Annotated in this window: 15 protein-coding genes; 12 read left to right on the top strand and 3 right to left on the bottom strand. The window is 65.6% G+C overall.

Annotation, left to right across the window (positions count from 1 at the left end; translation table 11 throughout):
- Window positions 1-2: 2 nt before the first annotated feature.
- Window positions 3-329 (bottom strand): helix-turn-helix domain-containing protein, encoded by a 327-nt coding sequence (locus tag ACLF3M_RS24045; RefSeq protein WP_149537228.1) that lies wholly within the window; start codon window positions 327-329, stop codon window positions 3-5.
- A 276-nt stretch (window positions 330-605) separates the two neighbouring features.
- On the opposite strand from ACLF3M_RS24045, the gene ACLF3M_RS24040 reads away from it, so the two are divergent.
- The 12 genes from ACLF3M_RS24040 (at window position 606) to ACLF3M_RS23985 (ending at window position 17,501) form a co-directional block, all read left to right on the top strand.
- Window positions 606-806: a hypothetical protein gene (locus ACLF3M_RS24040; protein WP_430659524.1), complete on the top strand. Its 201-nt coding sequence runs from the start codon at window positions 606-608 to the stop codon at window positions 804-806.
- Window positions 803-1,309, top strand: coding sequence for a DUF2924 domain-containing protein (locus ACLF3M_RS24035; RefSeq protein WP_430659523.1), 507 nt, complete (start codon window positions 803-805; stop codon window positions 1,307-1,309). Before ACLF3M_RS24040 ends, ACLF3M_RS24035 begins: the two co-directional genes overlap by 4 nt.
- Window positions 1,306-2,415 carry a recombinase family protein gene (locus tag ACLF3M_RS24030; RefSeq protein ID WP_430659522.1) on the top strand — a complete coding sequence of 370 codons (1,110 nt, stop codon included), beginning with the start codon at window positions 1,306-1,308 and terminating at the stop codon, window positions 2,413-2,415. Before ACLF3M_RS24035 ends, ACLF3M_RS24030 begins: the two co-directional genes overlap by 4 nt.
- A 27-nt stretch (window positions 2,416-2,442) precedes the next feature.
- On the top strand, window positions 2,443-2,658 hold the full coding sequence (locus ACLF3M_RS24025) for a hypothetical protein (RefSeq protein ID WP_430659521.1): 216 nt from the start codon (window positions 2,443-2,445) through the stop codon (window positions 2,656-2,658).
- Window positions 2,655-3,026 (top strand): hypothetical protein, encoded by a 372-nt coding sequence (locus ACLF3M_RS24020; RefSeq protein ID WP_430659520.1) that lies wholly within the window; start codon window positions 2,655-2,657, stop codon window positions 3,024-3,026. The genes ACLF3M_RS24025 and ACLF3M_RS24020 overlap by 4 nt, the downstream gene beginning before the upstream one ends.
- 203 nt (window positions 3,027-3,229) lie before the next feature.
- Entirely contained in the window at window positions 3,230-6,139 is a 2,910-nt protein-coding gene (locus tag ACLF3M_RS24015) for a DUF499 domain-containing protein (protein WP_430659519.1), read from the top strand.
- 4 nt (window positions 6,140-6,143) lie between these two features.
- Entirely contained in the window at window positions 6,144-6,587 is a 444-nt protein-coding gene (locus ACLF3M_RS24010; RefSeq protein ID WP_430659518.1) for a DUF7680 family protein, read from the top strand.
- Between the two features lie 13 nt (window positions 6,588-6,600).
- A complete protein-coding gene (locus ACLF3M_RS24005; RefSeq protein WP_430659517.1) occupies window positions 6,601-9,630 on the top strand; it encodes a DUF1156 domain-containing protein in 3,030 nt (1,009 codons plus the stop codon).
- Window positions 9,627-10,967, top strand: coding sequence for an MBL fold metallo-hydrolase (locus ACLF3M_RS24000; RefSeq protein WP_430659516.1), 1,341 nt, complete (start codon window positions 9,627-9,629; stop codon window positions 10,965-10,967). The genes ACLF3M_RS24005 and ACLF3M_RS24000 overlap by 4 nt, the downstream gene beginning before the upstream one ends.
- Window positions 10,968-11,006: 39 nt before the next feature.
- Entirely contained in the window at window positions 11,007-14,555 is a 3,549-nt protein-coding gene (locus ACLF3M_RS23995) for a DEAD/DEAH box helicase (RefSeq protein ID WP_430659515.1), read from the top strand.
- Between the two features lie 8 nt (window positions 14,556-14,563).
- Complete coding sequence (locus ACLF3M_RS23990) at window positions 14,564-15,973, top strand: hypothetical protein (protein WP_430659514.1); 1,410 nt, start codon at window positions 14,564-14,566, stop codon at window positions 15,971-15,973.
- Window positions 15,974-17,300: 1,327 nt separating this feature from the next.
- Complete coding sequence (locus tag ACLF3M_RS23985; RefSeq protein ID WP_430659513.1) at window positions 17,301-17,501, top strand: Flp family type IVb pilin; 201 nt, start codon at window positions 17,301-17,303, stop codon at window positions 17,499-17,501.
- A 170-nt stretch (window positions 17,502-17,671) separates the two neighbouring features.
- On the opposite strand, the gene ACLF3M_RS23980 is transcribed toward ACLF3M_RS23985, so the two are convergent.
- Together ACLF3M_RS23980 and ACLF3M_RS23975 are read right to left on the bottom strand one after the other, a co-directional pair.
- Entirely contained in the window at window positions 17,672-18,040 is a 369-nt protein-coding gene (locus ACLF3M_RS23980; protein WP_430659512.1) for a hypothetical protein, read from the bottom strand.
- Window positions 18,024-18,251, bottom strand: a complete 228-nt coding sequence (locus ACLF3M_RS23975; protein ID WP_430659511.1) for a hypothetical protein — start codon at window positions 18,249-18,251, stop codon at window positions 18,024-18,026. Before ACLF3M_RS23975 ends, ACLF3M_RS23980 begins: the two co-directional genes overlap by 17 nt.
- Window positions 18,252-18,733 lie beyond the last annotated feature (482 nt).

The raw sequence follows: 18,733 nt of genomic DNA, 5'->3' as shown, positions 1-18,733 counted from the left end.
CGCTATTTCGTCAGGGTTCTGCGGAAGGCCCGGAATGCCTCGGAAACCTTCGCAGGATCGCGCGCCTTGCGGCGCATCTCGTCGGGGATCTTGCCCGCCAGCACGAAGAGGTATCCCTCCTCGATACCGAGCACCTTCTCGAACTGCCGGATCAGATGATCAGAGGTCGGGCTGCGGCGGTCGTGCTCTATGTCGTTCAGGTACTGGGGAGAGATCGCGCCCGAATCGTCATCCTTCATGATGGCGGCGGCGAGGTCCTTCTGACTGAGACCCTTCGCCTTTCTGGCCGCCACGATCGCTTGTCCGAGAGAGGCCGTTCGCGTTGTCATGGCTCTTGCATTCTAAGTTGTCCGTTCCCATGCGGCTTCGCGGATTGCCGTAGTCATCCCCCTCCCTGGGGGTCAAGGGCAATTTCGCCGTGCGGCGTTCGGCCGAGCGGATCAGGTTTCCCGATTCGTGCACGCCGGACAGGCTCGCAGCTCCCTGGCACCGGCATCCGCCACCGGCGCGCTCTGCGCATCGCTTCCTTTGTTTTCGCGCGCCTTCGCCAAGCGATTGATTGCACTTCGATTTGCAGCGGTCTGGTCCGATGTTCGGTTCGAACCATGCTCTCGCCCCCTCCGAACCCCCAACTGCAGCCCCACCTCCGCGAGGTCTGCGACATCCTCGCGCGCGGCTTGCTGCGGCTGAGGAGCCGCGCTGCCGAGGAAGCCGCGCGCGACGGCGCGGAGCGCGGAGAGCGGTTGCTACACTTCTCGGCCAGGGAGCGCCTGGATGCGAACCGGACCAACCGGAGAGACGCATGACGCGCACCACGAAGCCCAAGCCCGGCACGCCGCCGACGTTCACCGCGCCGGCCATTCCGCCCGCCGACGTGCTGGGCCGGCTCGCCGCCCTGAAGAGCGCTGCCACGCCGGCGCTGAAACAGCAGTGGCGCGACCTCTTCGGCACCGAGCCGCCGCCCTACAATCGGCGCTTCCTGGAAAGCCGCCTCGCCTATCGGATCCAGGAGCTGGCCTATGGCGGCCTGAAGCCCGAGACCCTGGCCCGCCTCGAGGCGCTCGGCGAGCAGCTCGACGGTGGAAAGGTCACCGTCCGCCGCATGCGTGGCGACGACAAGCCGATCGCCGGAATGCAGCTCATCCGCGACTACCAGGGCGTCGAGCACGTCGTGACGGTCACGCGCGCCGGCTACGAGTACCAGGGCCAGCCCTACCAGTCGCTCTCCGCCATCGCCCGCGCCATCACCGGAACGCGGTGGAATGGGCGCGTGTTCTTCGGGCTGCGCCCGAGCCGGAACGCGGCATGAAGCGCGACACGAAGCCGGCCGGAGTGATGCCGGCCACCCTGCGGAAGCTGCGCTGCGCGGTCTACACTCGGAAGTCGAGCGAGGAGGGGCTCGACATGGAGTTCAACTCCCTCGACGCGCAGCGCGAGGCCTGCGAGGCCTTCATCGCCAGCCAGCGCGCCGAGGGCTGGGTGCTCGTCCGCGAGCGCTATGACGATGGCGGCATCTCCGGCGGCACCCTCGAACGCCCCGCCCTGAAGCGCCTGGTCGCCGACATCCAGGAGGGACTCGTCGATGTTGTGGTGGTCTACAAGATTGATCGCCTGAGTCGCTCGCTGGTCGACTTCACCAAGCTGGTCGAGGTGTTCGACGCGAACAACGTGACCTTTGTTTCCGTGACCCAGTCCTTCAATACCACCACCAGCATGGGCCGGCTGACGCTGAACATCCTGCTCAGCTTTGCCCAGTTCGAGCGAGAGGTCATCGGCGAGCGCATCCGCGACAAGGTGGCGGCGTCGCGCAAGCGGGGCATTTGGATGGGCGGCTTCGTGCCGCTCGGCTACGACGTGCGGGAGCGGAAGCTGGTGGTGAACGACGCCGAGGCCGCGCTGGTGCGGCGAATCTTCCAGGGCTTCGTCGAGCTGGAGTCCTGCACCCGACTGGTGCAGGCGCTGCGCGCGGAGGGCGCCACCACGAAGCGGGGCCGCCCGCTGACGAAGAGCGACGTCTACCGGATCCTCAGCAACCGCCTGTACCTCGGCGAGGCGGTGCACAAGGGCATGGCCTATCCCGGCGAGCATGACGCCATCGTCGACCGGGCGCAGTGGGGCGCGGTGCACGCCATCCTGCAGGTCAGCCCGCGGGTACGGGTCAACCGGACGCGGAACACCACGGCGCCGCTGCTTCGCGGGCTGATCTTCGACAGCGACGGCCGCGCCATGTCGCCGAGCCACAGCCGCGGCCGGGGCGGGCAGATGTACCGCTACTATGTCAGCCAGGCCGTGCTGAAGGGCGGCGCGACGGAGCGGCCGGCCATCGCGCGTCTGCCGGCCGGCGAGATCGAGGCGGCGGTGGTAGCCCAAGTCCGCGCGCTGCTGCGCCAGCCGGAGATGGTGGTCGGCACCTAGCGGGCCGCGCGCGCGACAGCGCCGGACGTGACCGAGCAGGAGGTGCTGCTGGCGCTGGAGCGCATAGAGCCGCTTTGGGACGAGCTCTTCCCCGCCGAACGGACGCGCATCGTGCGGCTGCTGGTGGACAGGGTCGACGTCCGGGCGGAGGGCGCCGCGGTGCGGCTGCGGTTGGACGGGCTCGGCAGCCTGGTGCGGGACCTGGCCGCCCAGACGCCCGAGGCCGGGAGGGCTGCAGCATGAGCGACGCGGCGCAGACCCTCACGGTGGTCATCCCGCTTCGGGTGAAGCCGCGTGGCGGGCGGAAGGCGATGCTCACGCCAGGCCTGCTGGCGTTGGAGCGCCGGCAGGACATCACGCTCATCAAGGCGGTCGCCCGTGCCTTCCGGTGGCGGCGGATGCTGGAGTCCGGGCGCTTCGCCACGATCAACGAGCTGGCAGCGGCCGAGAAAATCAACTCGTCTTACGTCTCGCGCGTACTGCGGCTGACGCTGCTGGCGCCGGACATCGTCGAGGCGATCCTGGATGGGCGGCAGGCGGAGGGGATGACGCTGCCGGGGCTGATGAAGCCTTTCTCCGAGCATTGGGGCGATCAGCGCCCGATGCGCTGAGGACAGGAGATGCTGGTAACCGCGACCTGAGCCGCCGGCAGGGCATAGAAATACGAGCACATACGTTCGCTTCGCCTATCGCGATCTCGACCGGAGAAGGCTCTATCCTGTAGATTACTATCCAGGGGAGCGCTAACTAGCCTTCTGGCAGAATCGGCCTCCCGTAGAATATTGATCCGATCCGGCCGGAGGAACTGAGCGTTATGGGTGTGAAGGAGGGCAGTAAGCCGCGCGACGACGTTCTGCAGGGCGAGTTGGACGACGCCATTTTCGCAGCCAGCTTTGGTAAGCTGATCCGCAATGACGGCCCTTTAATTTACCGGGACTCGGAGCAGTTTTTCAAGAACACGCATCCGACCGCTGCGCTGACCAAGCTGTGCCGCGACGTCTTCGGCCGACTCGCCTCGACCACCGAGGCTGGCGCCATCCTCAGGCTTTCGACCGGCTTCGGCGGCGGCAAGACCCACGCGCTGATGACCCTCTGGCACCTCGCCAAGGTCATCGGCGACCCGACCAAGGGCACGGATCTCCTTCCCCCGGCAGGCCGCCCAGCCTCTGTCCGCATCTGCGGCATCGACGCAGAAGGCGCCGGCTACCCGGTCTTCGCCCGCCATGGCGATCTGGAGGCCAAGAGCCTCGCGGCCGAGCTGGCCTTCCAACTCGGCGGCCCCAGCGCCTTGAACGCCCTCGGTCCGACCAACAGCGCGGCGGCCTCACCCGACGAGCAGACGGTCGAGTCCTGGCTGCCAAACGAGCCGACCCTCATTCTCCTCGACGAGCTCGTCCTGCACATGGACAAGCTCACCGAGCAGGAGGTCGGCAACCTGATCGGCTTCCTCCGCACGCTGATGACAGCGATCGCCACGCGGAAGCAGACGGTCCTCGTCATTACCGATCCGAAGGACCAGCCCGCCAACGCCCAGGGCGCAGCACGCCTCGCGCACCTCGCGCGGATGCTGGAGCAGCAGACCGGTCGCCAGGCCACCGTAATCGAACCGATCGGCAATGAGACCGCGCAGGTCATCATCCGCCGCCTGTTCGATCAGGTGGATCCCGCCTTCGCCGCCAAGGCCTCGGCGGATCATCATGCCCTCTACCAGCGCATCGCCATCGACCATCCGACGCTGGTGCCCGAGGAAGCCCGCTCCCCGAAATATGCGGAGCGGCTGCGTGCCTGCTATCCGCTGCATCCGCGCCTGATCAAGACGGCCGAGGAGCGCCTTCGTGTCCTGCCGGACTACAACCTCTCGCGCGGCACGCTGCGCCTCTTCGCCCGCATGGTGCGCGGCGTCTGGGATGACCCGGTGCGCAACCCCGAGATCATCACGGCGGGTGAGATCAATTGGTCCAGCCCGCTGATCCAGGACGACCTCCTCGAACGGCTCGGCCGCGAGAAGTTCAGGGCCGCGGTCGCCGCGGATGTCGAAGGCCATGCCGGCGAGCTCGACGGCGGCGTCTGGGGACACCACCGGCGCGTTGCCTCCGCCCTGCTCCTCGAAAGCCTGCCGCTCGAAAGCAATAGCGGCCTCGATCCCGCGGACCTGACTCTCGCCGTGGTGCGGCCCGAGGACGGTGGCGACGAACCGGCGCACGCACTTGATCGGCTCGCCGGTGCCTGCTGGCACCTCTACCCGATGAGCGGCAGCGCCAATGCCTGGCAGTTCCGCTACGAGCCGAACATCCTGAAGCAGATCGAGGAACGCATGGGGCAGGTGCCCCGGGCAGATGCACTCGATCGGCTCAAGACCGAGGTCCAGAAATCCTTCCAGGGTGCCTTCGCCAAGCTGCTCGCTTGGCCGCCCAATGCCAAGGCGGTGCCGGAACGCCCAGAGCTGCAACTCGCCCTCTGCGAGAACGAGGACATCGCGAAGTCAGTCGTCACCTACACCGATGATACGCCAGGTGCGGAGACGATGCGCACCTACCGCAACGCCATCCTCGCCGTGGCGCCCGACACCAACGGGCTGGAGAAGGCAATCCAACGCATTCAGCGGCTCATGGCCGCCGAAGCGATCGAAGCCGAGCAAACGAACAGCGAAGGCGGCAAGCTGGCACGCGAGCAGCTGAAGAAGCAGATTCCGGAACTGCGGAAGGCGACGCGCCTGGAAGCCGCACGGGCCTTCAATCGCCTGGTGCTCGCGGACGGTGCTGTCCTCACGATCGACGAGCGCTTCATCACGCCGCCCGACACACCGCCGATGCAGCTTCCCTCCGGACAGGACGCTGTGAAGGCGTTCGTCGAGGATCGGAAGCTCATCTATGGCGACACGGACAGCCTCTTCCCCGATCGCTTCCTGGAACTGGTGTTCGGCGGCGCCGTGCCACTGTCGGACGAACCGGAAGCACGTTCGGCAGCGGCACTGCACCGACGCTTCCTCTCGGCGCAGAGCCTTCGCCTGGTGCCGAACGCCACGGTCGTGCGCGCTTCCATCCTGCGCGCCGTCGCCGAAGGGAAGCTGGCGGTGCGGCAGGAGGACGGGACGGCCTTCGACGCCAAGGGGGCGGTCTACACAACGAACGGCCACCGCCGACGGGATGACGGGCGCAAGCTGACCACGCTCCCGATGGACGAGGCGACCCGCGTCGCCGAAGCCGGCAGCGCGACGGCGCAAGGCTGGCTCAAGGTGTCCGGCGCCCAGGAACCCCCACCACCTCCCGGCGGGCTGCCGATTCCGCCACCGCCGCCGAAGGGGGCCGGGCCTACTTCGACGACGGACACTGAGGTTGCATCGGGCTACGCCGACAAGCGCAACCTGCTCTCGCTCCGAATCACCTGCATGACGGCCGCCGATGCGCAGAAGGCGCTCGGCGCGGCCAGCCCGCTCGGCGCCACGGACATCACCATCGAGGCCGAGCTGACCGGCGACATGAAGGATGGTGGCAAGCTTGCCTTCAGCGTCGCGGAGACGAAGGTTGCTGCCGCCATCAAACCGCTGACTATGGCGCAGACCCTGGGGAATGCCTTGGCGCCTGGCAGCTCGATCCGCGTGACCGTGGTGCTGGGCTTTGGCAAGGATGGCAAGGCTGACCTGGGCGCCCTCTTGCGGAGCCTCTTCATGCAACTGCCGGACACCGCCACCATCGACGCGCGCTTCGCGCCGCTCTCGGCCTGACGCGATGGCATCGCTTCAGGTCCAGGCCACACGCACCGCGCCCTTTGCCCTGCGCGTGGTGCAGCGGCGCGAAGGGCTCGCGGCCATCATCTACAGGCGCCGTGTGAATGACCGGATGGAGGAGCGCTTCGATCGGGTGGCCGCCCTGTCGCCGCTGGCTCTGACCGCATCATCTGGCCTCTTGCGCGCGGCGCTGAAGGCGAATGGCGGCAAGGCGAAGCTGGAGCCGGGACCTTACCAACCGCTCGATGCGGATTGGGGCGCGCGCGTCGCAGGCTTCGCGATCGTGGCAATGGGCCTGCGCGAAGCCCGCCGCCTGTCGAAATCGGCGGAGTATTTCCGCGGTGCTGACGCCACTGAGGCAGCCTCCTGGTTTGGCCGCATGCAGGATGGTCGTGGGCTGCGCTGGGTGCGGGCGCTGCGCATCATCACAGAAGCCGTGAAATAGGGTTGGGGGGAAGATGCCGGACGGCAAAAAGGCAGAACGGCCGCGGCTGTTGATCGAAGAGTGGCTGCCGGCGGCGGCCATTGGCGTGGAGTGCATCCGGGAGCGCAGTACTGGCCAGCAGCCGCCTGACAAGCGCTTCCACGTTTGGTGGGCGCGCCGACCGTTGGCGGCTAGCCGCGCCGCGGTCCTGGCCAGCGTGCTACCTGCGGATTTCCCGCGGGAAACGTTCGAGCGTCTGATGGGGTTCTGGGGGCCGTCCGCCTACGTCATCGCGGGCGAGGAGATGCTCGCCGCCGCGCGGGCGAGTGGGACCAAGATCGAAAACCCGCATGGGATGCGCGCCTTTCGCGCGCCGCTGAAGACCAAAGATATCGCTGCGGCACACGAAGCGGCACAGGCCCTCTGGGGCCATCTGCCGACGGTCATGGACCCGATGGCTGGTGGTGGCTCGATCCCGTTGGAAAGCGCCCGTCTTGGCTTTCAGACTCTGGCCAACGAATACAATCCCGTTGCGTGCAGCGTGCTGGAAGCGACCCTCGACTACCCGTTTCGGTTCGGCCCTAAGCTGGCGGATCGTGCGCGACATTGGGGCGCAATCTGGAGGAAGCGCTTCAACGCGAAGATGGAGCGCTTCTACCCTACGGTTACCGATCCGACCTACGGCGACGTTCCGCCGCTCTGCTACATTTTGGCTCGCACCATCCCCTGCCCGACAACGGGGCACATGACGCCGCTGGTGCCCGATTGGCATTTGCTGAAGACGAAGAGTGGCGTTCCCGTCGTGGCGAAGCCCGTAGTGGATAAGGCGGCCGGCATCTGGACAACGGAAATCCGGCCTATCGGCGTCGGTTCTGGCGCGCTCGCATCGGCACCGGCGCGAACGTATTCCAAGGGCAAGGGAATCAGCCTCTTCACCGGCGAGGTCATCCCTGCCGACTGGATCAAGGCGCAGGCGCAATCTGGTCGCATGGCCAGCGCGATCTATGCCGTGGCGATGAAGACGCCGCAGGGCCTGAAGTTTCGCCCGCCGCAGCAGGCTGACCTCGACGCGCTGGACGCCGCGGAAGCGCAGTTGCAGCAGTGGCGCGGGGATTGGGAGGCGCGAAATCTTATCCCGACGGAAAGCATCCCCGAGGGATCGAAGACGCGCGAACCTCTGCTACGCGGAGTGACGCGCTGGGCCGACATGTTCAGCCCCAGGCAGCTGCTCGGCTTCGGTGTGCTGATGGAGGAATTGCATGCCCTGCGGCCAAAGATCCTTGCTGAGGAAGGCGAGGAATTGGGTGAGGCAATCATCCATCTTCTGGCGTTTGGAGTCGACAAGCTGACGAATTACAACAGCGCGTCGTCGTTCTGGCATGCAATTCGTGGCACGATGGCGAATACGTTTGATCGCCACGACTTCTCATTCAAGCTCACGTTCGCCGAGATGGCACCCACCGCCGCGTCGGGCGGACTCGCCTGGGCCTACGGAAGCGTCATTGAGGCCTACGAACAGGTAGCGAAACTGCCGCGCGCGGAAGGCGGAAGCCCGGCTGAGATGTCACAAGGATCTGCGGCATCTCTGATCCACTTGGCCGACCAGTCATTGGACGCCATCGTTGTCGATCCGCCTTACTCTGACAACGTTCAGTACAGCGAACTCGCCGACTACTTCTATGTCTGGCTGAAGCGGAGCCAGGGCCACCGGCGACCCGAATGGTTCTCCTCCCTCCTGTGCGAGAATGCCGAGGAGGCGGTGAAGAACGATGCGCGATTCCGCGCAGGCGCCAAGAAGGCGAAGGACGCCGCCGCAGCCGCGCAGGTGCATTACCAGTCTCTGATGACGAAGGTTTTCACCGAGGCGCACCGCGTGCTGCGGCAGGACGGCGTGCTCACTGTCATGTTCACGCACAAGCAACAGGAAGCCTGGGAGGCACTATTCGCCTCCCTGATCGAGGCAGGCTTCACCATTACGGCGACTTGGCCGGTTAAGACCGAGAGCGAGCACAGCCTGCATCAGGCTAAGAAGAATGCGGCGCAGTCCACCGTCATACTCGTCGCGCGCGTCCGGCCCGACCACGCGGGTACCGGCTATTTCGATGCGGCTATGCAGGCCCGTATTCGCACCGTCGCAGAAGCGGCCGCAGAGCGACTCTCGGCCGAGGGCCTGAACCCGGTGGATCAGCTTGTCGGCAGCTTTGGGCCGGCGATGGAGGTCTTCTCGGCCTACGACCAGGTCCGCACGGACACGGGGGAGCCAGTCAGCGTTGGCGCCGCCATCGACATCGCAGCCGATGCCGTCGCCGGCTGGCGCATCCGCCAACTGGCGCAGGGCGGCCTGCAAGGCGTCGAAGAGGAGGCGCAGTTCGCTCTCCTCTGCTGGGCCACGCTGCGCGCTGCCGAGTTCCGCTTCAACGAGGCGAAGATTCTCGGCCACGCAGTCGGCAAGGACGTCTCCGACCTGGAGCAGGCCGGTCTGATCGCCCGCAAGGCGGACAAGGTGAACATCCTCTCCGCCGCCGACCGCAGGCGTGCCGAGCCGCTCACCGAAGCCGAGGCGCAGCAACTCCTGTTCGGCTGGGAGCCCGGCAAGGGCAGGCGGATGAAGAAGGCCGAGGCGCTGAAGATCCATCCGCGTGACACGGTTTTCCGCACGCATCTCGATAAGGCGCAGGCCCTCGCCCTCACCTATCTCGATGCGGGCGGCGGCGCGGCAGGCATCGGCGCAGCGCGCTCCTTCGCCACCCGACACGGGATCAAGCTCGGCGACCCGACCGTCCGACTGATCGAGGCCCTGCTGCGCGCAGCCCCGCCCGCCGTGCGGCGCGAGAAGAATGCCGTGGCGCAGAAGTTCGCCGAGTTCCGCGCCTGGCACGCCATGCTGCAGCCCGTCTTCGGCCTGACCCCGCCCGACTGGACGGAAAGGAAGCCCGACCAGGCGGTGCTCGACCTGCTCTCCAAATCGGCCGGGCCCAGCGGCGAGGATGCTGACGAGGCCGAGATCGAGGATGAGGAGGACGACGAGACCGAGGAGGACGAGGAGGACGAGGAGGAGGAATGAGCCTCTCGCACCCTCCGTATCGCAGCAGTCTTCACGCCCTGCCGATATCGGGGGAGTCGTTCCTGCTTTGTCGTGGTCGCTACACGGTCCTCGTCGATGGCGGCTACGAGCGGAACAAGGTTGGCTCAGTCCTGCGGGAACACTTTCCCGACCTCAACCATATCGACATCGTGGTGTGTACCCACGCAGACCAGGACCATGCAGAAGGGCTGCCAAGCCTGCTTCAAGATCGTTCTTTCTCCTTCGGGCAAGTCTGGCTGCCCGGCCGCTGGGTAGATGTCCTCCCCGAGCTAATTCGCGATCCGAAGGGGTTCATGAGCGGCCTGGTTCAAGAGTTGGATGAGCTGAGCGACCAGTATTCCGATCGCGACTACGACGAGGTTGAGGAGGAGGATTTCGCCGAGATCCTGAGCGATCGCGTCAGGCAGGAAAGGGCTCGTGCTGCGGACGTTCCGACGGAGCGGCCGAGGCCTGCCGATGATCTGCCTAGCGACGTCCCGCGAGATCAGATTGATCGCGGCGACGAGGTTGTCGATCTTGGCGCCACTGAGCCTCTCGATGAGCCGTCGTGGTTTGCCGATCTGCGGAAGCACATGCGTGAGCGTGGGTCGGACGAGGCTGCCCAGAAGGCATTCAAGTCAGCGCGTCGATCCATCCACTACCGCAGGAACCGCGCCAAACGGCCTTTGGGTGCTGCTGTTGCCGCGTACTGGCTCGGGCTGATCGAGACGGCGAAGACGATACGCGGGATCGCTGAGGCCGCGATAGAACGCGACCTACGCATTCGTTGGTTTGATTTCGTTGCCTACTCGAAGACCGGTGCGCCCGCGGGCGGAGTGCCTGGCTTCCTCGTCCCCATCAACGCTGTCGAGCAGCGGGAGCCCGAGCAACTCGACCTAAGCTACCTCGCCAGACTCTCACCGACGAATGAGGCGAGCCTCGCCTTCTTCGCTCCGGCTACGAGGCGAACCCCGGGCGTCCTGTTCTGCGGCGATTCACCGCTTGGCGACGGTCCTGAGTACCGAAACTCCTTTCTCGACAGTCGACCCGAGCCGTGGGGACCTATCGTCGCAACAGCGCCGCATCATGGGTCGGAGAACAATCGGATTGCCTACAAGCACATCTTCCGATGGTCGGAGGTGGATGTCCTGCTCCGTGCCGGCGGCACCAAGTTGCAGCCCGGCCGGACGTTCAAGCGGCTGCGTTGCTCGCTGAAGCTGTGCGCGAAGTGTCCGCAGCGCGGCATGCTTCCCGTACTCGCCGGTGTGGAAGGCACTCATGGATGGCCCTTCCGGGGACCGCAATTCGTTCGAGGCCTGAGCTGTGGCTGCCGGTAAGAAGTGCCTGCTTCGACGGGTGGCGAGGGGGTTATTCCAATGACGCCATCCCTGCGCGACGTTGACTGGCCGCGCTTTCTCCGCGCCCCGGACGGCCAGCTGGTCGCCCGACTTTACGAGCCCGGGCTGTGCCGCGCGGTGCGATACGATCGATGCTGCGCCTACTTCTCGTCTTCCGTCCTCGCAGCCGCCGCTTCCGGTTTCGGCGCGTTCATCCAGCGCATCGTCGATGGTGCCATCACCAAGAAGCCCGCGCTGCGCCTCCTGGTGAACGAGGAGCTGGCCGAGCCCGACGTTCGGGCGCTGCTCGATGCCGGCAATGACGCGCCTCTGATCGATGCTCTGCTCGCGCGCCTGGGCACGCCGGAGACCGCCTTGCAGAAGGGCCGGCTGGAGATGCTGGCCTGGCTGGCACGCGAAGGCTGGCTGGAGATGAAAGTCGGCGTCATGCGGCAGGGTGACGGCATCCTGCACGCCAAGTTCGGGCTGTTTGTGGACGCGGCTGACGACGCAGTGGTCTTCGCCGGGAGCGGCAACGAGAGTGCCAAGGGCATCCGCGGCAACTACGAGAAGCTTGAGATCAGCCGAAGCTGGGATGATCCCGAACGTCACGCGCACTTTCGCGATGAGTTCGAGTTGCTGTGGTCGGGCGACGACCCGGCTGTGGTAGCCGTGTCCTTGCCCGATGCGGTACGGGACGAGCTGATCAAGCTGGCGCCAGAAGCGCCGCCGGTTGCGGAGCCCGAAGACAACCTGCGTCGCCAGCGAGCCGCCATGCTGTGGGGCTATGCCCTCGAGGCGCCCTACATGCCAGACGGCGGAGCGGCGACCTGCGACGTGATGGCCCCCGTCACGCTCTGGCCGCATCAGCGGCATGTGGTCGCCGAAACGGCCGCGGCTTGGCCCGAGGGGCGCCTGCTCTGTGACGAGGTCGGCATGGGCAAGACCGTCGAGGCGATCCTTGCGCTGCGCCGTCTGCTCGCAGGTCGTGGGGTGAAGCGCGCGCTGATCCTGCCCCCCGCCAACCTGCTGCCGCAGTGGCAGGGAGAACTCCGTGAGAAGGGCGGCCTGCGTGTGCCGCGGATGGATGGGCCGAAGACGCTCGTCTGGCCAGATGGCACGAAGCAGGCGGTCTCTGGCCTGGCCGAGGCTCTGGAGGAGCCGCTGCTCCTGCTGAGCCGCGAGACCGCGCGCTCGGAGAGCAATCTGCCGACATTGATGGCCGCTACACCCTGGGACCTCGTGCTGCTGGACGAAGGCCATGCCGCTCGGCGCGCCAGCCAGATCGAGGGCGAATTCAACACGCCAACCTTGCTGCTCGGCCTGCTGCGTCAGATGCAGATGAAGGGCCAAGCGCGCGGCTTCATGATCCTGTCGGCCACGCCGATGCAGACGCACCCCTGGGAGCCCTGGGATCTGCTGCAGGTGCTCGGTGAGGGTGGGTTGTGGCTTTCCGGCTTCCACGTCGTCCGCCGCTTCTACGAGGCGCTGGCGAGCCTGGACCGCGGAACGCTGCCGCGCAGCGAAGGCATGGCCTTGGCGCGAATCCTAACCGCGACTCCACAGTGTCCGCCTGCGCCAGCCAGCCTCGGCTTGCCTCCCATCGATGATGCGGATGCCTTCGCGAAGGCTCTGCGTTTCCTGCCTGCGGCATCACGGCAGGACGCAGTGCGGTGGCTGCGCGCCTGCTCGCCGTTGGCCAGGCGCATGCACCGCAACACGAGGCGTACGCTGCGCAAGTACTTCGAGATGGGCCTGCTCGATCGCCCACCGCCGAGCAGGGATGTGAAGGACGACCCGTTCGACTTTGAGACTGCGGAGGAGCGCGAAGTCTACGAGGCGGTCACGAGCTACATCGATCGCCGCTTCGACGAGCTCGAGAACCAAAAGCCCGGCAAGGGCTTCGTGATGACGATCTATCGCCGGCGTGCGGCGAGCTCGCCGGTGGCGTTGCGCAAAAGCCTGGAGCGTCGCGCGACCGGTCTGAAGGCCGTGATCGCCCAGCATGCTCCGGATCCGAGTGTTCTCGACATCGAGGACGCCCAGGAGCTGGAGGACTTGCTGAATGTGAAGTTGACGTCGGCGCTGCCTGAGACGCCTGAGGAAGCGCGCGCGGAGCTCGTCGAGGTCGAAGAGCTTCTGGAGCGGATCGCGGCACTCGGCGCCCTTGATACGAAGCGCGACCGGCTGGTGGCACGGGCCAAACAGCTTACCGGCGACGGTAGAGCTGTTCTCATCTTCACCGGCTACTCCGACACGATGGTGTATCTGCGCGATGCCCTCGTAGGTGCCTTCGGCACATCAGTGGCGTCCTATTCCGGCGAAGGCGGGGCTCTGCGGTCAGGAAATGGTTGGGTTTCTGCCTCGAAGGAGGTGGTCACCAAGGCGCTTCGCGACGGCACCATCAAGGTTCTCGTCTGTACGGATGCTGCGAGCGAGGGGCTCAACCTTCAGGCCGCCGGTGCCCTGGTCAACTTTGACCTGCCTTGGAACCCCTCGAAGGTCGAGCAGCGGATCGGGCGTATCGACCGCATCGGGCAGGAGCTGCCCGTGCTGCCCGTGGTCAACCTCTACCTTAAGCACAGCGTCGATGAGCGGGTGTACAAGGCACTTGCGTCGCGCTGCGGCCTTTTCGAGACCTTCGTGGGGCCGATGCAGCCTGTGCTATCACAGGCGTTGCGCATGCTGATCGGCCGCGAGGAAGTTGACGAAGACGCCCTGGCGCGAGCCGCAGACGAGATCCGCGCCAATCCAACCCTGATGCAGGCGTTCCCAGAGGACGAGCCTGTCCCGATGGCGGTCGAGGCCGGTCTGTTCTCGACTGGCGATATCGAGGCACTTCTTGCAGGGCTCGACGGGACAGGTGTGCAAGTGACGGCCGAGAGCAACACGATGCACCGCATCGGCGACGGCCCTCTGCGCCTCGCAACGCATCCGTCTGCGATCGCAGCCGCACCTGATGCCGCCTGTGTCGATGGGCTCGACACGCGCCAACACGCTATGTGGCGGCAACTGCAACAGCCTGGTGAGCGGCTGCCGCTATTACTGGTTTCAGCCGAGGCAGGAGCTTTCCGAGTTACTCTCTGCGCTTGGCTGGGCGGAGAAGGGATGAGGGAGGTCAGGTCCTTCGCCGATCTGAAGGCTCTCGTGGCGGCCTGGGATGGCAATGAGGCCCCAACGGGGGCCTGGCAGGCCGCGCGAGCAAACCTCCGCCTCTCGGCACAGACAACTGTCGCTGGGATGGTGGATCGAGCCGCGGCAGCTGCGGCGGCGAAAGCCGCGGCCCAGAACGAAGCGGCGCGGCTTCGGTTGGTCGATGAACTTGGCCGACTCCTGATCTGCTTCGAGCCGGATATCGATGATCTGAATGGGAAGTTTCATAGGCTGGCGGGCGAGCAGACGCCGACCGCTCATCGCCTCCAGAACGTGTTTGGGCGACTTGGAGGCTATCCGGATTGGGAAGGCCACCACATCGCGGATCTCCGAGAGTTTCGAGCAGACCTCGGTCCCAGCCAGGTCAAGACCCGGCTCACTGGCCGCGAGTTGGACGCAGCGTTGGCAGATCCGCGATGGGGTAAGCCGCAGTGACTGGTCCGATGTTTCTCTCGCTGGATTCGTCTGCGATGGCGGCGTGCATCGGCGGCGCCCAGGTCTCAGTCTGCTATGCGGCGCCGGGGATCCAGCAAGAACCCGCCGAGGCCCTCGCCCGGCTTGCCAAGCACCTAGATCCGGTCCTGATCACAGTCATCCTGGACTTCGATGAGCGTGTGATGAGGATGGGTTTCGGCGACCTCGCCGCCGTCACCGCGCTGCGAGCTGCCGGCATTGCGGTGCGCTCAACCCCAGGACTGCGCACCGGCCTCCTGGTGGTTGACGATGCGGGTTTCATCTTCACGCCCGTCGCGCGGTACCTCGAGGCCGACCGGCGGGAGACCGAGGCTCCAAACGCGCTCCGCTTGTCTCCGGAGCAAGTGCGGGAAGCCCTCGCTCGGCTTTCCCCGGCTGCCAAGGCGATCGCCGTTGCGATGGCGAAGACGCCCGAGGAACGGGAAAGGATCCAGGAGCAAGCAGTCGAGGTTAGGTCGGATGACATCCCGCCGACGCAGTTTGCCGAGGTTGAGCAAAGCCTGAAGGATGCGCCACCGGTAAGCTTCGACGTCGCCCGCCAGGTCCGCGTCTTCGAGCCCTACCTGCAATACGTGGAACTAAATCTCACCGGTGCGGCCATCCAACGCCGGAAGCTGGCGATCCCCAAGGTCATCCAGAACCTCGGAGTGCCGGAGGGAGCACAGTCGAGGTTCAACACGACCTTTGACCTGATCGAACGCGAAAGCGAGCTGTCGTCCAAGCATATTGAGGATGCGCTGAAGGGCATCCGGGACAGCTTCACGCCATCACTCGGGAAGGACCACGGCCGTGTGCTGCTGAAGGCGAGGAAGCCATTGTTTGAGAAGCGGCTCAACGAGCTGCGCACCAAGCTGGAGGAATTCCAGGCCAAGGTGAGAGACAAGCTGCAAGTCAGCCTCAATGCGTCCCGCGACGAGATCGTCACATATTATGTTCCAGCTGTGTTGGCGAACCTTCCTGACAGTTTCCTCGGGCAACTGCTGTCGCCCGAGCCCACCGATGAGGATGCCCCGCCGCTGGCTGCGGCAGCAGTTGGAGGGTGTAATCCCGAAGGCGGACGAGCTGATCAAGAGGATGGAGCTCAAGCAGACATACAAGGACGTCACCTTCGAGACCCTGAACAAGCCGGATTTCGTCCAGAGCCTTCGGGAGGCCTTCCCGGCTGTGGACTGGGACAAGGCCTACAAGGAGTTTCAGGCAGCAGGCGAAGCAACCACTCCCGTCGCCCCAGGCGGCACAAGTGCCTGACAGGGGCGCCAGATCCGTACCTAAGTGTTTGCTCTCGAAGTACGGATTTCGGGCAAGTGGGGTTCGAACAACGGCAAGTGCCGACCGCGCGGAAACAGGCCGTTTACCTAGGTTCTCGCGTTCCGTACTAAATCGCCCAAGTCAGGAGGTCCGGAGAGAAACGGCCTCCGGAGAGCGATTTCCTGCCGTCTCCGAGCCGGGCCGGTCAACAGGTCAGCCCCGAAAACCCCAGAAAACCTGCCACTCATCGCGACGGTCGGTCAGGCGGAGAGCGCGACGCGCAAGGGAACTGGCGGATGGGGTAGGATTCGAACCGGCGGTACGCTCACCCGTACTTTCTCGTCGCCACTGAGGCGCCTCAGCATTCCAGCACCGGCATCGCATTGGCAACTGCCAGTGGCTGCGTGTCTCCGATTTGAACCTGCTAAACGCTGCCCAGGTGTCTGGCGGCGAAGCCGGCAGCGCTGTGCCGACCTCTGTGCCGACCCTTGCGCGCCAGGGGCGCTCTATGCGCTCCATGCGGCCGCTAAGCGCTTGCAATTGCGAAGGCGGCGCTGCCGCTCTTTGTGCCGACATCAGTCGTGAACGGTTTGCTAAACCGTCATAGGGGCTTAAACCTCTATCGTGGGTTCGAATCCGATCCCCTCCGCCAGATTTCGTAGCTTTTGAGACACTTAGCGTCGGACCACCACAGAGCCCAGAACTCAGTCACAACATAGCGGTTGGCCCAAATCGGGAAGCGCTCTGTTTGGGGGCGCCGTGCACGATTACGTCGGTGCTAGGGGTCATTCTCCGCCCCGTCCGGCGGCTTGCCGGCCAGCCCTCTACCAGCCCGAGCCGGCAAGAGGAACGGCCCGCGAAACCCGCGTGAGATCGTTCCGAACTCCACCAGACCTCCTGGCGCGTGCGAACCCGCCGCCATGTTTCCTCGGTAGGAGCCGCGTCCGGCATCCGCCCCACACGTCGAGCAGTCCGGCCGTGGCGAAGCTGTCGGCGAGGTCGTTCCACTCCACTAGCGCAGCGCCAGCGATCATCAGCGCTAGCTCCGCCTCATTTTCGGTCATCCATTTACGGCGCTTGCGACCATCCGCGCCAACTCCGGTTCCCTCTGACGCACGTTCTGCCCTCGCGCTCTGAGACTGGGCATGAACTCCTGCTGGCGGTCCAGCGGCTACAGCGGCCAGGATCTCGATCTACGCTAATCCTGGTGAGCGGCATGGTCCGGCTCGAACGCGCGCCCGATCAAGCGGCGAGCATGGCGGCTTTATGCGGACTCGCCGCCGCGTGGCCGCTAAGGGCGCCGGCCAGCAGCGCGTCCGAATTCTTTGGAGGCGTACTGCCCGCCGTCACCGTCCCATTCTCGTATCGATTCGTAATTGTTGACGCGAACATGGCCGCCGGTCATTGTTAGGCGGCCGGGGCTCAATTTTTTGGACATGGGACAGAAAGGGGACTGTCGTGCTTGAGAAAGTGAAGGCACTGACGCGTCGCGGGACGGATCTGGCCTTGAACCTCGCGAACGACTGCAAGGGCGTGACGGCGGTGGAGTACGGCGTCATCGCGGCGCTCATCATCGTCGTCTGCATCGTTGCGCTCGTGACAGTGGGTACCAACCTCAACACCACCTTCACTACCATCGGCGGAAATCTCACCCGCTGAGATCGATTCAGCGCGGCAGACAGGGGCTGTCTGGCAGACGCGCGCCGACCTAGGGGGGCGGACGCCTACAGGCGCTGACCCGGCGTCCGCCCTGGTCCCAGGCTCTTCATCGCTCTTTGCAAGTCACGGCGCTCTCGCTGTGGCCCGCTCGGCCAGCCACACCACACGCGCTAAGTCACGTCCTTGGAACACACCGGATCGCGAAGCTCGGCGAATACGGAAGCGAGGTCGTCAATCAGCGCGGCGATGTCGGATCGCAGGTACGGCGGCATGTGCTGGTCAGCCGCTTGGCGACGCAGAGTCGCCAGCAGCAACGCGCGTCCGGAGCGCGAGAGCCCGGCCACGAACGCTCTTAGCGCCGCCGCTTCTGCATTGGCGTCGCAGGTGCGCAAGCCCGTCTCGATTGCCGTCTGGTCGAACGATGGGCCAAACACCGTCGTCGCTCGCGGCTCCGGGTAACCTCCCGCGGAGTCCGCGTTCGCGGTCCAGTTTTGTATGGTCATGTAAACGGCGCCCTGCTCGTCAGCCTGGCCACGCATCCGGATCCATCGAGCGGGAATAGTCCTGCCGCTCTCGCTGCATCTCGCGCAGCTTGCGGGCGCCATACCGCCTTTCCAGCGCCACCGGGACGGCCAAGGCGATTGTCGCGGCCCCGATTAACAGGGGCCTGTCCGCGGCTGACGCCGTGAACAGCGATGCCACGGACCAGCTGAGCGTGGCGCTTCCGGCAAAGGCGATGATGAGCCGCAAGGGTCCCCTCCCATGCAACAGCAACCGCGGCGATCAAAAGTTGAGAATGCCCAGGCGTCAAGTTGCATCCAGCGTGAAAAATCCACTTTCTGGATTCCTGTTGCGCAGCTTCCCGCGAATTGCGGGTGTTCCATTTCTGTTCACTCAGTGGTTTAGGCTGGCCAGGTGCCCAGTTGCTGCATGCTCTCGCATGCCACCAAAGCGGCTTCGGCTTCGCGCCCAGAAATGCGCCGGCCCGGCGGGGGCGCTCATACGCGCCCGAATGCGCAGTTCTGGGACTGAGTCCCACCGAACCGGGCAAGCCCCGTGCGGCCTCCCGGTCTCACGCTGTCCCATAGCGGCACGCGCGCAGCCGATCAGTTGCTCGGACAGGTGCCCGCGAGCGCGCATGCCAGGCGTTGTGCGCTTTCCGGTGATGGCGCTGAGGTCGTTGGTGTCTTCGCCTCGCCTGGCGCTGCAATTTGATCTGACGGTCCTTGCTG

The sequence above is a fragment of the Falsiroseomonas sp. HW251 genome (assembly GCF_050563545.1).
In the GTDB taxonomy this organism is placed as follows: Bacteria; Pseudomonadota; Alphaproteobacteria; order Acetobacterales; family Acetobacteraceae; genus Falsiroseomonas.
Note: the sequence above shows the minus strand (reverse complement) of the source record. Positions and strands in the feature narration are given on the sequence as shown.

Bases quoted from the DNA above. Each gene is read 5' to 3' on its own strand.
- ACLF3M_RS24010 (WP_430659518.1), top strand. From the start codon at position 6,144: ATGGCATCGCTTCAGGTCCAGGCCACACGCACCGCGCCCTTTGCCCTG.
- ACLF3M_RS23980 (WP_430659512.1), bottom strand. From the start codon at position 18,040: ATGCGTGGCCAGGCTGACGAGCAGGGCGCCGTTTACATGACCATACAA.
- ACLF3M_RS24020 (WP_430659520.1), top strand. From the start codon at position 2,655: ATGAGCGACGCGGCGCAGACCCTCACGGTGGTCATCCCGCTTCGGGTG.
- ACLF3M_RS23990 (WP_430659514.1), top strand. From the start codon at position 14,564: ATGTTTCTCTCGCTGGATTCGTCTGCGATGGCGGCGTGCATCGGCGGC.
- ACLF3M_RS24015 (WP_430659519.1), top strand. From the start codon at position 3,230: ATGGGTGTGAAGGAGGGCAGTAAGCCGCGCGACGACGTTCTGCAGGGC.
- ACLF3M_RS24030 (WP_430659522.1), top strand. From the start codon at position 1,306: ATGAAGCGCGACACGAAGCCGGCCGGAGTGATGCCGGCCACCCTGCGG.
- ACLF3M_RS24040 (WP_430659524.1), top strand. From the start codon at position 606: ATGCTCTCGCCCCCTCCGAACCCCCAACTGCAGCCCCACCTCCGCGAG.
- ACLF3M_RS24035 (WP_430659523.1), top strand. From the start codon at position 803: ATGACGCGCACCACGAAGCCCAAGCCCGGCACGCCGCCGACGTTCACC.
- ACLF3M_RS24045 (WP_149537228.1), bottom strand. From the start codon at position 329: ATGACAACGCGAACGGCCTCTCTCGGACAAGCGATCGTGGCGGCCAGA.
- ACLF3M_RS24005 (WP_430659517.1), top strand. From the start codon at position 6,601: ATGCCGGACGGCAAAAAGGCAGAACGGCCGCGGCTGTTGATCGAAGAG.
- ACLF3M_RS23995 (WP_430659515.1), top strand. From the start codon at position 11,007: ATGACGCCATCCCTGCGCGACGTTGACTGGCCGCGCTTTCTCCGCGCC.
- ACLF3M_RS24000 (WP_430659516.1), top strand. From the start codon at position 9,627: ATGAGCCTCTCGCACCCTCCGTATCGCAGCAGTCTTCACGCCCTGCCG.